16 protein-coding genes are annotated in these 14,764 nt (G+C 67.4%); all 16 read left to right on the top strand.

What is annotated here, in order from left to right:
* Position 1: 1 nt before the first annotated feature.
* The 16 genes from NI2_RS08785 (at position 2) to NI2_RS08860 (ending at position 14,730) form a co-directional block, all read left to right on the top strand.
* Positions 2-298 (top strand): hypothetical protein, encoded by a 297-nt coding sequence (locus NI2_RS08785; protein WP_067641759.1) that lies wholly within the window; start codon positions 2-4, stop codon positions 296-298.
* A gap of 1 nt (position 299) precedes the next feature.
* Positions 300-1,163, top strand: coding sequence for an alpha/beta fold hydrolase (locus NI2_RS08790; protein WP_067488264.1), 864 nt, complete (start codon positions 300-302; stop codon positions 1,161-1,163).
* Positions 1,160-1,390 (top strand): hypothetical protein, encoded by a 231-nt coding sequence (locus NI2_RS08795; protein ID WP_133734208.1) that lies wholly within the window; start codon positions 1,160-1,162, stop codon positions 1,388-1,390. The genes NI2_RS08790 and NI2_RS08795 overlap by 4 nt, the downstream gene beginning before the upstream one ends.
* 17 nt (positions 1,391-1,407) lie before the next feature.
* Entirely contained in the window at positions 1,408-2,049 is a 642-nt protein-coding gene (locus NI2_RS08800) for a DUF8175 domain-containg protein (RefSeq protein ID WP_067488268.1), read from the top strand.
* A gap of 13 nt (positions 2,050-2,062) precedes the next feature.
* Complete coding sequence (locus tag NI2_RS08805; RefSeq protein WP_067488270.1) at positions 2,063-2,860, top strand: DUF8175 domain-containg protein; 798 nt, start codon at positions 2,063-2,065, stop codon at positions 2,858-2,860.
* The gene (locus NI2_RS08810; protein WP_067488272.1) at positions 2,857-4,281 is read left to right on the top strand and encodes a TrbL/VirB6 family protein; all 1,425 of its coding nucleotides are present in this window, start codon (positions 2,857-2,859) and stop codon (positions 4,279-4,281) included. Before NI2_RS08805 ends, NI2_RS08810 begins: the two co-directional genes overlap by 4 nt.
* Complete coding sequence (locus NI2_RS08815) at positions 4,278-5,750, top strand: SCO6880 family protein (protein WP_084476188.1); 1,473 nt, start codon at positions 4,278-4,280, stop codon at positions 5,748-5,750. Before NI2_RS08810 ends, NI2_RS08815 begins: the two co-directional genes overlap by 4 nt.
* Positions 5,751-5,893: 143 nt before the next feature.
* The gene (locus NI2_RS08820; protein WP_067488276.1) at positions 5,894-7,474 is read left to right on the top strand and encodes a putative type IV secretion/conjugal transfer ATPase; all 1,581 of its coding nucleotides are present in this window, start codon (positions 5,894-5,896) and stop codon (positions 7,472-7,474) included.
* 192 nt (positions 7,475-7,666) lie between these two features.
* The gene (locus NI2_RS08825; RefSeq protein ID WP_133734209.1) at positions 7,667-8,248 is read left to right on the top strand and encodes a hypothetical protein; all 582 of its coding nucleotides are present in this window, start codon (positions 7,667-7,669) and stop codon (positions 8,246-8,248) included.
* 262 nt (positions 8,249-8,510) lie between these two features.
* Complete coding sequence (locus NI2_RS08830; RefSeq protein WP_243750087.1) at positions 8,511-10,148, top strand: VldE C-terminal domain-containing protein; 1,638 nt, start codon at positions 8,511-8,513, stop codon at positions 10,146-10,148.
* Between the two features lie 7 nt (positions 10,149-10,155).
* Positions 10,156-10,719 carry a hypothetical protein gene (locus NI2_RS08835; protein ID WP_133734210.1) on the top strand — a complete coding sequence of 188 codons (564 nt, stop codon included), beginning with the start codon at positions 10,156-10,158 and terminating at the stop codon, positions 10,717-10,719.
* The gene (locus NI2_RS08840) at positions 10,712-11,623 is read left to right on the top strand and encodes a hypothetical protein (RefSeq protein WP_067488284.1); all 912 of its coding nucleotides are present in this window, start codon (positions 10,712-10,714) and stop codon (positions 11,621-11,623) included. The genes NI2_RS08835 and NI2_RS08840 overlap by 8 nt, the downstream gene beginning before the upstream one ends.
* Before the next feature lie 24 nt (positions 11,624-11,647).
* Positions 11,648-12,298: a hypothetical protein gene (locus tag NI2_RS08845; RefSeq protein ID WP_067488286.1), complete on the top strand. Its 651-nt coding sequence runs from the start codon at positions 11,648-11,650 to the stop codon at positions 12,296-12,298.
* A gap of 86 nt (positions 12,299-12,384) precedes the next feature.
* Positions 12,385-12,834, top strand: coding sequence for a hypothetical protein (locus NI2_RS08850; RefSeq protein ID WP_067488288.1), 450 nt, complete (start codon positions 12,385-12,387; stop codon positions 12,832-12,834).
* On the top strand, positions 12,834-13,859 hold the full coding sequence (locus tag NI2_RS08855; protein WP_067488290.1) for a hypothetical protein: 1,026 nt from the start codon (positions 12,834-12,836) through the stop codon (positions 13,857-13,859). Before NI2_RS08850 ends, NI2_RS08855 begins: the two co-directional genes overlap by 1 nt.
* Entirely contained in the window at positions 13,828-14,730 is a 903-nt protein-coding gene (locus NI2_RS08860) for a hypothetical protein (protein ID WP_067488292.1), read from the top strand. The genes NI2_RS08855 and NI2_RS08860 overlap by 32 nt, the downstream gene beginning before the upstream one ends.
* Positions 14,731-14,764: the final 34 nt, after the last annotated feature.

Here is a 14,764-nt window from a genome sequence, read left to right on the forward strand (position 1 = left end):
GATGTCGGTTCTATCCGTCGTGGGCGACAGCGTGACGGTGCTGGCCCAAGAGATCAAGATCAACCCGACCGTCCCGCCGGGCGGGGACAAGCTGACCAACCTGGTCGGCTACCTGTCCTGGCTGGTTATCTTGGCCGGGGTAGCAGCCCTGATCTATGCCGGGGGCAAGTTCGGGTGGGAACGCTGGCACGGCGGCGCGGTCGAATCACCCAAGATCGTGTTCGCGGCCATGGTCGGCGGCATCATCGCCACCTCCGCCGGCGCCATCATGAACGCCGCCGTCACCGGAGGGTCCTGACATGCAGGCACCCCAATACCGCCACGAAACACGCAGCACCACAACTGATTCACACGCGGTGACCATCACCGCCGCCGACGGCACAGTGCTGACCGGAACCCGATTTGGGAAACCGGACGCCGCGCTGACCGTCGTCTACCTGCCCGGACCACTGGCAGACGCAACGCATTTCGCGCCGATGATCACGCTGATCGACCGACACCTCCGCGCCGAGGTCGCCCAGCTGGTCTACGACCAGCGTGGCCACGGCAACGACCTGCCGCTGCACCCCGGCCCGGCGGGAATGGCCCAACTCGTCGAGGACCTGGACACCGTCCTCTCCCAGGCTGACGGTCGCGTGGTGCTGGTCGTGCATTCACTGGCCGCGATCGTCGCTCAGGAATGGCTGTACCACCACCGACGAAACCCCGCCGGCGTCGACGCGATCGTCGCGATCACACCGGTGACAGAACTACCCGATCACGACAAAGCCCTCACCGAACACCCCACGGGGGCGGCCCTGCGAGCCGGTCGACGTCTCATCCACCAACTTTCCACAGCCCTGGGCGAGCACCGCCTCCACACCGACGCCGAACTCGAGGCCGCCCGCCACACCCTGCGTGCGTATCGGCGCTGCGGGGCCGACCTAGCGGTGGTTGAAGACCTGTTGCGCGCGACACCGACCTGGATCGTGGCCGGGCACGCAGACCCCGTCGCAAGCTACGGGCGGGTCACGGAACTGGCGGAAACGGTGTGGGCAGAATTGAGCAGCCTGCCCGACGGAGGCCATGACCTGGCCCGAACCTTTCCTCAGCTGCCCGCCGCAGCGGTGTCCTCCGCGATCCGGGTAGCCCGAGACGCCGATCGGTTCGGAGGCCAGTGGTGATCGCCGCACCGCTGCCCGCGCAGGTCTTGGCGCCGCTGACACAGCTGCTGAACTGGCTGGCCTGGTTCGTGCTGCTGCTGTGCGTGGCCCGCGCGACCTTCGTCGGCGGCCAACTCGCCCTGCGGATTTACCGCGAAGAAGCGATCGAGGGGTTCATCGGATCTCTCGCCGCCGCCGCACTCCTCGGCTCGGCCAGCGCCCTGGCCATCGCCATCCTGCCCACCTAAAACCACAGGACACCGCAATGCCACAAAAACTCTCGATACTCGGCAGCCGGACGCTCACCGCCTGGATCGTGCTCGCTGCGGCGGGCACCGCGACAGCCTGTGGCGGCACCGAGCCCGGTGAGGACCAGCGTCTCCCAGTCGCCAACACCGCAGAACAGCTGGTCCCCACTGGGCTGAGCTGGCGGACCTATCAGGGCATCGACCTGCCCACCGCGGTAGAAGGTCCACGCGTGGTAGACGGCGCGACCGCCACCGACTTCGACCGGTCCCCGGCCGGTGCCGCCCTGGCCGCCATCCACACGACCGTGCGCATCTCGGTCGCACCCGACGGGCAGTGGGCGGCGGTCGGGCAGCGCATGATCGCCCCCGGCCCAGGCCGGGATGCCTGGGCCACAGCACGCGCCCAGATCTCGATCCCCACCCCGGCCACCGACGCGGTGCCCAAGATCCTCGGCTACGTCGTCGCCGCCTACACCGACACAGAGGCCCAGATCCAGACCTACTCGATTTATCCGGACAACTCGACCACTCGCAACACCGCCACCGTCATCTGGGCCACCGACGGGTGGCGACTGCGACTGCCCGACACGGTGACCGAAAGCCCGGTCACCGCAGTGGATTCCATACCCAACGACATGGTTGCCCTGCCGAAACCGTGAGGATCAATTTCTGATGCGCTCGATGCGAACCCTGCTCATACTGCTCAGCATCATCGCCGCAGTGGTGATTGTCGTGTTCGTCCTGACCGTCACAGGCGACGACCAGACCGACACCACCGAACCCCGTGGTCAGAGCGGGCAACCCACCACGATCGCGGTGTCACCGGCGACACCGACAGCAGCGCGTCCGCCGACGGTCGACATGTTCGGTAACCGGCTCGAAGTCCCTGCCGAGGACGCCGGTGCGGCGTTGTCGCAGACCGTCGAGGAGCGACCGGACCCGACGCGACCGGACTATCTGAGCGCGGCACCCGCTCGATTGCAGTGGCAACGAATTTGGGACGGCGCGGCAGTGCCGGTCTCAGGGAGCGATGGCCCTGCCCGTATCGACGCCGGTGTGGCCGAGGGGTTCGCACGCACACCGCAAGGTGCCGCACTGGCGGCGATGGACGCCATCGGGCGGGCCTATGCCGCACCGGACCCGATCTGGCAAAAGGTCGTGCGGGAGCGCTTTTACGGCGGCGGGGACACATTGATCGACCAGTTCGCCCGCTCTAGAGCCAGCGCCCCAGGGATGGCACGCTACGTCACCGTCCCTGAAGGTGTGCGGGTTGAACCCGGCTACCGCGACGACCTCGCTGTGGTTCAGCTCGCGGTCCGTTCGACGACGGGGTACGCGATCGCGACCTGGCCGATGGTCTGGGTCGATGGTGATTGGCGTATCCGCACGCCCGAGGTCATCGAGACGCTGTGGCGTCCAGCCACACCCGTCGCCTCGATGGCGGGGTTCGGCCGCTGGAGGCAGTCGTGAGTGTCCTCGCCGCACCGGTCGCGCCGGTAGGCGGTGTTCATGCCCAAATTGTTCCCGATCTCGCCTGTCTGGCGGTGCCCGGAGTGCAGGAAGCGTGCCGGCTCGCGGACCTCGCTGGGGAGGTGGCTGAGGCGGCGAGCGACTCGGTGATCGGCAGCATCGCTGCCGATCTCATCGACAGCCTGGTGAGCGGGTTGCGGTTAGTGATGGCGTGGTGGACGACCTTCCCGTCACCGGAACTGGCGACCTCCCAGGGACAGCCCGCCCCAGTGCTTGCCCAAATACGTGAATACACCAGTGGGCTACAGGTGGTGCTGCTCACCGCCGGGATCATGTTCGCCGCCGCGCGGCTGGCATTGGCCAAGCGGGGCGCCGCGGCGGGGGAAGCGCAGGAGAGCTTCCTGATGTTGGCACGGGCGACGTTCGGGGCGATGACCTTCGGTGTACTGATCACCGTCGCGACCACGGCCGGGGACGAGTTCGCCTCCTGGGTCGTCTTCGACGCCGCTCGCGGCGACCTGGACACCGCTGTCGGTCGCATCGCCGACCCACGGATCACAGGCAATCTCGGCTCCGGGATCTTGCTCGTTCTCGGCGTGCTCGGCGCGATCAGCCTGCTGGTTCAACTCGTCATGCTGGTGATCCGACAGGCCCTTCTCGTTGTCGTTGTGGCAGTGATTCCGATGGCGGCGGCAGCATCGGGCACCGGGCCCGGTTCACAAGCCTACAAACGGCTGGTGGCGTGGTCGCTGGCGTTCGTGCTGTGGAAGCCGGTGGGGGCGTTGGTCTATGCCATCGCGTTCGCGGTCACCGGCACTGAGGACGACCCAGATCCTCAGTTGGTCCTGCTGGGGATGATCTTGATGTTGATGAGCGTGATCGTCCTTCCAGCATTGATCCGCTTGATCGCCCCGGCAGTGGCCACCCTGGGCGGCGGTGGCGGAGCGGCAGCGGCGTTGGCTGGTGCCGGTGCGGGTATCGCGATGTCGGCAGTCGGCAGCGGGGGGTCTCAGGCCCGGAAAATGTCGGAGGCAGAGAACTCTGGTTCGTCGTCGGGCCCCCCGCCCAGCTCTGGGGGTCCTCCATCGCCGCCGGGTGGAGCCGAAGGCGCCCGCCAGATGTCGCCCACTTCGGGCACACCGCCCGGAAGCACACCATCCTCGTCCGGAAGCAGTGCACCAACGCCCACACCACCGGTCGGAGCGGGTTCGGGCAATGGGGATGCTTCGGTCCCCAATGCAGGTGGTGAGGGCAATCCCGCAGCGCCCGAGGGGCTGGGGGCGGGTTCGTCGGCGGCATCGGCGGGTGCCCAGCTCGCCGTCGGCGCGGTGCAAGGCACCGCTTCGGCCACGGAACGCTCGGTCCCCGAATCGCCACAAATAGATCCGGATTCGCTCGGTCCTGGGGAGGTTCGCCGATGAGCACACGGATGTATGGGCGGTGGGAGCAGCCGCGCTCGGCCGGGTTCTTCGGGTTGACCTGGGGTGTTTCGCTCCTCGGGCTCGGGTTGGTGATCACGGTGATGGTGTCGTTCATGATCACCCGCTCCCTCGAATTCGCTGGGGCGGTCCTGGCCGGGGCGGCCGTGGTGTTCGTCCCGCTGGCGGTGACCCGCAACGGCCGCACCGGGTGGGAACTGGTGCTGCTTCGGGTCCAGTTCGCGCGTGCGCGTTCTCGCGGCGAGCTGACCTACCGATCCGGACGGTTCTCCCGCCTGCCGGGGTTGGCGAAATTGCCGGGGCTGCTGGCTGATTCACGTTTGACCGAGTACGAGACGCCGGGTGGGAAGCGGTTCGCGATGCTGCATATCCGGCGCAGCGATCACTACACAGTGGTCGTGCGGGTGATCCCGCGCGGCAAGGAACTCGTCGACCAAGCCCAGATCGATTCCTGGGTCGAGGGATACGGCCAATTCCTGGCCTCGCAAAGCCGCGGTGGAGAAGTGGTCGCGGTGACCGCGGTGCTGGACAACGTCGTGGAAACCCGGTTGAAGCAAACCCGGGAAGTCACCCGCCTGATCCGCACGAGTGCCCCGGAGTTCGCCAAGACGGTGATGACCGAAGCCGCTGCCGACAGCGGTGGGGTGGGGGTGCGGATCGAAGCGCGGATCGCGATCACCTACCGGGCGATCGGCAAGGGCCGTATCCGCCGTGATCAGGCCGAGCAGGCCCGTGAGATCGGGCAACGCCTGCAATCGGTGCTGTCCCATCTCGCCCGCGCCGGCCTGCCCGCCACACCCCTGCAAGCATGGGAGGTGCTGGGATTGGTGCGAAGCCGATTCGACCTCGCCTCTCAGCGTGATGTGGAGGCGGCCGGGGACCGGATCGTGGAGTCGCAGTCGTGGGACTCGGTCGGGCCGCTGGCCCATCAGGATCGGTGGGATCACTACGTCCACGACGGGGCCCGTTCGATCACGTGGGAAATGGACGGCGCACCGCGCGGGGCGGTGATGGAAACCGTCCTCGAGGAACTGCTCCGTCCGCGCCCGGACGTCCCGCGTAAGCGGGTCGCGATCGTCTACCGCCTGCATTCGGCCGCGGAAGCGACCTCCCTGGTCGATTCGGACTTCCGTGACGCGGTCGCCGCTGAACAGACCGAACGGGGGATTTCCTCGGCGGCGGCACGCATCCGGGTCGGCAACACCTCGGCCGCCCGGGAAGAGCAAGCTCGCGGGGCGGGGTTGACCCGGTTCGGGGTGTTGGTGACGGTGACCGATCACCTCGATGCGGATCTGCCGGGCATCGAGGCCTCGGTCAAAGGGATGGCGGCGGCGTCACGGTTGACGGTGCGCCGCTGCTACGGCTATCAGGCCGCCGGTTTCGGTGCCTCGCTCGGGATCGGGCTGATTTTGCCTGAGCACGCCTCCATTTCGGAACGGGTCTCGGGATGAACGGGCCTACGAACGGGTTGCCCGACCGAGGCAAGCTCGCGAGAACCGAAATCGTCGAGGGCATACGGGTTCTGAGCAGAACTCGCCGTGCAGAAGTCGAGCTCGCGGCCACGCATGCCGGTTTGCGGGGTCGGCGGGCACGGATGCTGCTGTCCAGTGATGATCATCGCCGCGCGACCGCGGCACGGCGCCGCGACGGTCGCGCCGGGGACGGGTTCGATCTGATCGCGCCGGTGTTGACCGACCGCGGCTACGCCGGTGCTGGGGGTGGTCGTGCGTCGGTGGTGCCGCGTACCCCGGAGTGGCGTGCCACGACTGTGCAGGTGGCGGGGTTGTGGCCGTTCTGTGTCGGGGCCAGCGCCCCGACCGCAGGCGTGCCGGTCGGCAGTCACTACATCACCGGCGCTCCGGTGCATTTCGACCCGATGTCGTGGTTTCTGCGGGGGTTCATTACCGCGCCGATCGCATTTGTGTTGGCGCTCAACGGGTTCGGTAAGTCCTCGTTGATCCGGCGCATCATGACGGGTGCGGTCGCGGCGGGGGAGACCGTGCTGTGCATGGGCGACACCAAAGGCGAATACCGCGACCTCGTCGAGCGCCTCGGCGGACAAGTCGTCGACGTCGGCTACGGCCACGGCACCATCAACCCCCTCGACGTCGGCGCCCTCGGCGCCGTCATCACCGCACTGACTGATGCCGATCAGCGCCGTCAGGTGATGGCACGGGTCGAGGCCGGACAGATCAACATCGTCGCCGGGCTCATCGAGCTCGTGCGCGGAGCCCGGGTCGAAGACTACGAGGAAGTGCTGCTCGCCGCCGGTCTGCGCGAGCTCTACAGCCCAGCCGGTGGTTTCACCCACCATAACCCGCCGCTGCTGGAAGACCTGCTCGCGGTGATCTCGGCCGGAGGGGAGCGGCTGCGCGCGTTCGCCGAAGAAGACGACGAACTCTCCTACCGGGCGGCGACGAAACCGTTGCGCCGGTCGATGCGGGCCTTGGTCGAAGGCCCGTTCGGGGCGATCTTCAACGGCCCCACCTCGACCCGCCTGGATCTGTCGAGTCCCGCGATCTGCATCGACATCTCCCGCATCCCCGAAGGTGACACCAAACTGCTGGCCGCGGTCCTGATGACCTGCTGGTCCGACGGTTTCGGCGCGGTCGCCGCCGCCCACGCCCTCGCCGACGCTGGGCTGGCCCCCGCGAGGACGTTCGAGGTGGTGATGGACGAGATCTGGCGGGTGCTCGGCGTCGGGGAATTCATGGTCGACCGCGTCGACGCGCTGACCCGGCTCAATCGCGGCTTGGCGACCGGGTTGATCATGTGCTCGCACACCATCAAAGACCTCGCCGCTTTCGATTCCCCTGCCGCACAGGCCAAAGCGCTCGGGTTCTTCGAACGGGCCCGGGCGAAGATCATCGGCCCGGTCGGCCCCGAAGAAGCCAACCGCATCGCCGCGGTGGCGGGGATGACCGACACCGAGAAACTGCTGGTCACCTCCTGGGCGGCGCCGCGCCCACCCAGCGATGACGACCTCGACACCTCTCGGCGCGAAATACCGCCCGGCACTGGGTGTTACCTGCTCAAGACCGGAGAAGCCGAGCAGCCCGGCATCCCGTTCCGGATGGTGTTCACTCCCACCGAACGTGACTCCGAAGTCCACAACACCAACCGCCGCTTCGACAACCTCGGCCAAACCCCCATCGGATCGGTGAACCCGCCATGAGTACCGGTCCGACGATTCGCAGCGCCCTGGCAATTCACCGGCGTCCATTTGTCGCCCCGCGAGTTCGGCGCAGGGCCGGGTTGGCATATCAGCGCCACGAAATCGTTTGCCCGACTTCAAATGCGTTGGAGGACACAATGTTTCGCCCACGCAACGAGTACAACGCCCCCCGACTGAAGGCGAGGAAATTCGATGAACGAGCCAGTTGATTTCGTCGTATTGCAGACAGACCGCACAGCCGTTTACGGGCGAGGTGATGTCGAGGACATGATGGATGTTCTCGAGGTCGACCGGCTTCGCCTGGATTTGTCCATGGCCGGTCGGGTCCAGGTCTGGTACGTCCCGGACGCGGAGGGCGCGAACCCGCTCAGCGAGCAGATCCTGACCCGCCTCGGATACCGCGATCCGACGGGCTGGACCGGGCCGATCGCCCTCACGACACGCACCGAACCATTCGACACCGCTGCACCGTTCGCAGACGACGTGCGTGAGCTGGTGAACGAGGTGGTCACCACCGCCGGTGGGGTGGTCACCTACGCCACCGCCTCGGAGACGAGCCCGACCGTGAGGTCCCACACGAGCATCGTGGTGAGCGCACGCGACCGGTCAGCCGACGCCGCTGACGCTATCGACCCCCAACCGGGAATCGCGGAGGCCGTGAATGCCGCACTCGGCGCAGGTGGCCCAGATTTCGAGGCCCCCGACCACACCGAGGCCGACATAGCACCGCCCGGATCTACCCACGACACCGCAATCGGCCCGGATTTCGCCTGACGAAAGCCAGCTGGCCATTTGCCACCGCAGACGAGTAATTCGCGCACACCCATTTATAGGTGAGAAATCAATGAAACCAAATTTCGACACATTAGTGAGAACGGCATGGTTCGCGCACGAAACACCGCGTAAAACATCCCGTCCGGGCGACGCTCACAGAACTCGCGATGAGCACCGTTGACCATGGCTCATGTCGATATCGCGCGCCGGCCGCCCGCACTTGCGCCACCTGCTCTGACCTGGTGGGCCAATGAGTGGCACCGTGCGGGCAACGACTGCGGTCCTCGGCGCGGTCGTGTTGCTGGTGGTGCTGCTGCTGTTCGTCGGCAGCGCCCAGGAGCGCGGCTGTGCACCGTCCACAGCGACGAAGCAGGCGCCCTCATCCGGTACGGCGAGGACGATGCCGATGGCTGAGGGCACCTACACCCTGACCTCGGGTTTCGGAATGCGTTGGGGCACACAGCATCAAGGCCAGGACTTCGCCGCCGCACCCAAGACCCCGATCTACGCCGTCGCCGACGGGGTCGTCGTGCGCGTGGGCGAGGCCAGTGGGTTCGGGATGTGGGTGGTGATCGATCACAACATTGACGGCGAGATCGTGTCCTCGGTCTATGGGCACATGTTCGCCGACGGTATCGAGGTCGAACAAGGCCAGAGCGTGCGGATCGGGCAGCTGATCGCCGGAGTCGGCTACAACGGTCAGACCGTCCCCGCAGGCCCGGACGGTGCACACCTGCACCTCGAGATCTGGACCGGCGGAGGGCGATTCGGCGGCGGCACCGCGATCGATCCGATGCCGTGGCTGCACGGTGGGTCGTCGCCGTCCAGTCCGGGCGGATCGACCGACCCCGCCCCATCGACGACGCTCGGCCCGAGCGGGAGCACGGTGATCGAAGCCGCAACACAGGCAGGGGCCGAACTGCCCGCGATGCCCGCGGCGGTCGGGTCCGAGCGCGGTTTGCAGGTCGACACGATCCGATTGGCGCGCACCATCGTTCAGCAGTTTCCGCAGGTGCGTGCGATCGGTGGGCAGCGTGAGGACCCGTTGCCCGATCACCCGAGCGGGCGGGCGATCGACATCATGATTCCCGACCCGATGTCGGGGGAGGGTAAGGCGCTCGGTGATCGGATCGCTGACTTCGTGATCACCAACGGTGCCGCGTTGCGCATCGATTACTTGATCTGGCGTCAGACCTATCGTTCGGCCAGCGGCGAGTCCAACCTGATGGAAGACCGCGGCAGTGTGACGGCGAACCACTTCGATCACGTTCATGTCACCACGCTGGGTGGCGGATACCCCGACGACGGTGCACCGATCGGCCCGGTCACCACGGACTCTGCGGGGGTTGCGAGCGCGACGGTGTGCGGGCCGGCCCTCGGCGATACCGACCTGGATCCCGGCGCGGTCCCCGAGGAACTGCTGGCCTGGTATCAGCTGGGTGGGACCGTGTGTCCGCAGATCTCCTCGTCGTTGCTGGCGGCGCAGGGCAAACAGGAATCCGGGTTCCGGCGGGGGCTGACCTCGGCTGCTGGTGCGCAGGGGTTGGCCCAGTTCCTGCCTGGGACCGCGACCGCGCTGGCCTCGGACGGGCAACCGTATGTGATCGACGCCGACGGCAACGGTGTGGCGTCGGTGTGGGACGACGGCGACGCGATCATCGGCCAAGCCCGCTACCTGTGCGACATCGCCGACCACGTGGACGCCTGGATCAGTGAAGGCAAGGTCGTGGCCCCCAACGGGCCAACCGAGCTCTACCTCGCCGGTTACAACGCCGGCGAATACGCGGTTCTGCGCTCGGGCGGATTCCCCACGGGCTCACCGGATTACGAGATTCAGACCCGCCCGTACGTGGCCAACATTCTCGCGACGGCCACCCAGATGACGACGACGCTGAGCTGAGGACACCATGAGCAACCGTCTTTCTCTCGCCGCTGTGACCGTCGGTATCGCGGCCGTCGTGATTGCACTCACCACGGTACTGACTGGCGGCGCCGACGACCCCGGGCCCACGTCCGATACGCACACCCCCAATGCCGCCCGCGTGGAGGGGCCCGAGCCTGAGGGTGCCGACGCGGTGACCGTCGCCCAGATGGGTTTGGCGGCGATGTTCTCCTGGCAGCCTCGTGTTGACCCAGGCCCTGGTGTCGGGTTGGTGCGTGCGGCACCGTGGCTGACCGGCGAACTGGCTGCCGCAGCGCGCAACGGCCCTGCGATCGGGTTGGCGCCGTTGCCGGAATGGGCGGGGTGGCGCGCCAGCAACGACATCGTCACCGCCCTGGTCGACACCGGGCAGGCAGAAGCTGGCGGGTCCGGACCGACGGTCGCAGCGTCGGTGACCCAGCAGGTGCTCCACCGAGACGGTTCCACCACCATGTATCGGCGGATGCGGGTGAGGGTCACGGTTACTGAAACCTCGCAGGGGTGGCGGATGTCGAGCTACCGCATCACCTCGGTGACCGATCATGGTTGAGCGCACCACGCCCCGCGACCCGGCCCGTCCGGTGCTGGCTCCGGCGTCTCACCACCTCGATGCCCGGGGTGCGGTGCTGCTGCATCGTCGGATGGCGGCGCTGATCCATAACGTCAGCGTCGATCTGAGGCAGTTGGCGCGGGAACCCCACAACCGCACCAAGACCTTCCGGGATCTGTCGGTCGTCGGGCGCGTCGTGCATGAACAAGCGGTGGCGATCGGTGTGCCCGCAGACTGGATCGCTCACGCGAAGAAGGCTGGTCAGCAAGGTCGCCGAGCAACCGAGGCAGTGTCGCTGCCGCCACGGCGTCCGGTGGCACGGTCGCTGCTGATCGCCCAGCTCCACCACCAGGTCGACACACTGGCGACCCTGGCCGCAGTTCGACCGGTCCGCCGCGACCACGCCGCGATAACCGTGCAGGCCTCGGACAAGTTGGCCGAGCATTTGCGGTTGCAGTGGTTGCGGGTGGCGATGGTCGCCACCGCCCTGGACGTCACCGAGGCCGAAACCACCGGTTGGTGGTCCCTCGAGACGGCCGACTGGCAAGCCCGCCTGGACCAGATCTCGCAGCAGTCGGCACCCGATCAGGGGCGTCAATGGCGCGAACTCACCCACGTCGGCCGGGTGCGGGAAGGACGGATCCGGGTTACGGCGATGCGGATGGTCGGCATCGACCTCGCCGACAGCGCACCCCACCAACTGCCCCCGGCCCCGCACCTGCTCGAAATCGCCGCCGAAAACGCTTGGCACACCGCCACTTTTGAACCCGACGGTGGCGTCGGGATCGACGCGGCGATCGCCGCCACCGGCATCGAGGACAGCTACGGCATCGCAGACGGTGACCTGTTCGACCTTCCCCCGCCCGGAGAGGGCGCGCACCCACAGCGCGAACCAGATTTCTGACCCGATCGCTGCGAGGAGACCCCCATGACGACCAAGCCCACCTGCGGCTCGCCGACCCCCATCGCCCCCGAAGACATGGTCCGCGCCCGGACAGCCGAACTACAGACCTTCGCCACCACCAGCGAATTCGACAGTCTCGCAGCCGAATACGGTTTCACCACCGAGGACTTGTCGGACCGATACGTTCAAGCGTTGCTCGATGTCGCCGGGATCGACTACGACGGTCTGCGCCAGTCCGAAATCCTCTGGGCCACATCAGGTGCCAACCTCGTGCGCAAGGCCGCGACCGGTCCGGCGCTGACGATGTGGTCGGCGGCGACCCTGGACGCCTTCACCGTGTGCGGGGCCTCCGGTCGCATGATCTGGCACGAAACCTTCGATGCCGAGATGGTCGATGGGGTAGAGGCGGCCACCCTCTCGGCGGAGAAGGCGATCGAGTTGGCCGCGCACGCCCTGGTCGAGTGGGGTGGCGACGCCGGGGTCTTGCGGCTGAACCTGGCGCGCAGCCGCGGCCTGGACTTCGCGCGGCTCCACAGCATCGCTACCACCGCGAGCCTGGTCCTCGACATCGCGACCGTCCCGGTGCGCAACCCCGCCGCCGAGCAATGCACCTGGCCCGACCAAGTCCGGTGGCGCACCGTCGACCTGCACGAACTCTGGGACGCAGCGTCATGAAACCCGCCCTGTCCACCTGCATTGCCCTCAGCGTGCTGACAGCGACTACAACGATGGTGAGTGGGTGCTCGACCGCTCATGCACCGGTGGTCGAACCAGGCTGTCGCGCCGAGCCGTTCCCCCCACCACACACCGAGGTCGCGCCCTGTTCGGCGTCCGCGGTTCTCAAGGCCGCGGTGACCACGCTGTACCGGTTGGATCCGGTTGCCGAGGTGGACGCACGGTCGACGTTCGAGACCGCGCGACCGCTGATGTGGGCTGCGTACTCCACCGACGCCCGGATCGGGGTCTCGCTGTGGGCGCCGATCACCCCCGAGGTGTGGCAGGACTGGGTCGAACACAGGGTGCCGTTGCGCACCGACGCCTACCCGACCGACGACGGCCATTCGCCGGATACCGCAACCGCGTCGAGCCGGGTCTTCTCTGTCTCCCTTACCCCGGTCGGCCGGGCACCGATCGTCTTCTCGGTGTCCGCGCGGTCGACTCGAGCGGGTGCCGAACGTGCATGGTTGGTCGCCGAAATGCGGGTGTTGTGATGAGCGGGGATCCGGTCGAGGAAGGCGGGCAAGCGGTCCGGCAGGGATTTCTGCAGGCGTTGCAGACCGCGCACACCACCAACGCGTTGTTCCGCAGCAGGGGTGGGGAATCGCGCTCGCGTGCGGAGTCCGAGCAGCGACTCGCGAACGAAGCGGCCAAGAACCAACGGTCGTGGATCGAGCACCAGGCCCGCCTCGGCAACCTCGGGACCGAGCAACAACTGGCCATGACCAAGATCGCCGAAGTCCGCGCCCGCATCGACAACGCCGCCAAGATCACCGAGGTCGACCTCCGCCACAAAGAAGGCCAGATCAGCAGGGCTGAAACAGATTTGGCGCGACGAGAACGCGACGGTGAGCTGTCCCGGCAGCAGAGCAGCGAGGTGCATGCCGCACGCATCGCCGGCTACACCAACCGCGAAGCCCGCGAAGGGGAGCTGCACCAGCTCGATGTCGAGCTCAAGGAACTGATGATCGACATCCGCCGCCGCGCGGCCGGATTCACCGACACCCTGCACCACTCCGATGAACGCACCGGCGCCGCCAAGGCCGCAGCGGCCCAGTTCGCCGCCGCCGACGCCACCCGCGACCTGTCCCCGGACGCCGAAGCCGCGCGCCGAGCCTACGAAGAGCGGTTCATCCACGACACCGGCTTGGACCCCGAAGACTTCTTCACCGACAACACCGCGAATCAGTCCCCACGCAGACCGCGCGGCGTCGACGACATGGGCAGGCTAGCAGCCGACCTGACCATGGACGCGCACCTGCGCCACGAGTTCGGTTACCTCGCAGCCTATCTCGCGCCCACCACCGCCCCGGCCGCTGAGGCGATTATCGACGCGGAGATCGTCGAGGACGGTGAATGGATCGAGGCCACCGTGTCCGCGACTGCGGTTCACGACATCGATCCCGCCGCTGCTGATCCTGACTTGACCAGTGGGGGAGCAGACCCCTCGCTAGCTCGCGCCACAGGCACCGAGCTCGAAGTGTGGCGTGGCGATCTCGATGTGGGACGGGGCCGGTGAGATGTTCGAGCCGAATCCGGTGCAGGCCAAGCTGCTCAAGGCCGTGCAGAACTTGGCCAGCGACAACCAGCATCTGATCGAGCGATCCCGCACTGGCGACGGCCAGGACTTGTCGCCGATGGCGCTGGCTCATCTGGATATCGGGCGACGCACCCGGGAAAACCTGGAAGCGATCGCGCTAGCGGTCGGTGTACCGAAGTCGGTGATCGACTACACCCGCGCATCCGGGGAACGCGGACACCGCTGGGCACCCGGCCAACCATTGTTGAGCACCGAAGCCATCGACCGCGACACCCTCCTACGCGGGCACCGGACAGCGGTCGCGGAACTGCAGACGATGGCCGGAGTCGGGGCCGCTGTCTCGCAGCAAGGCACCCTGTCGCGTGCCGGGTTCTCCGCATTCCGCCGCGTCATGGGCGTGAGCTGGCAACGCGTCGGCGCGATCGGGCACGCCCTGGGCTTGACCATGGTCGAACAGCAACACGCGTGGGAACCCACCACTAGGCCGTGGACCGAGCAGGTCGCGCACACCCTGTCGAAGCTCGACCGGGCGGAGTTGTCGGCGCGGTGGCAGGCCCTCATCGACACCGACTTCGCCACAGTGTCGATGCCCGTGATGGTGCTCCAAGCCGCCGGAATCACTCCCGACGACATCAACCGTCAACTCCCCGTCCTGCCCGACCGGATGGTCGAGCTCGCCGCAGCCGCCCTCGATGCCGACCCCGCGAACCGCGACGTGGTGGGGCTTGGCATCGACGCCGCGATCGAGGCCACCGGCGCCGGTGCCCACACCGAACACGACCCCACCGATCACCGACCGGGCCCGAACCCGGATCAACACACCGGACCCGAGATCGGGCCTGGGCCGTGAACAGCTCTCACCCACCCTTCCAGGCCCGCCCGTG

The sequence above is a fragment of the Nocardia ignorata NBRC 108230 genome (genome assembly GCF_001612905.1).
Taxonomy (GTDB): domain Bacteria; phylum Actinomycetota; class Actinomycetes; order Mycobacteriales; family Mycobacteriaceae; genus Nocardia; species Nocardia ignorata.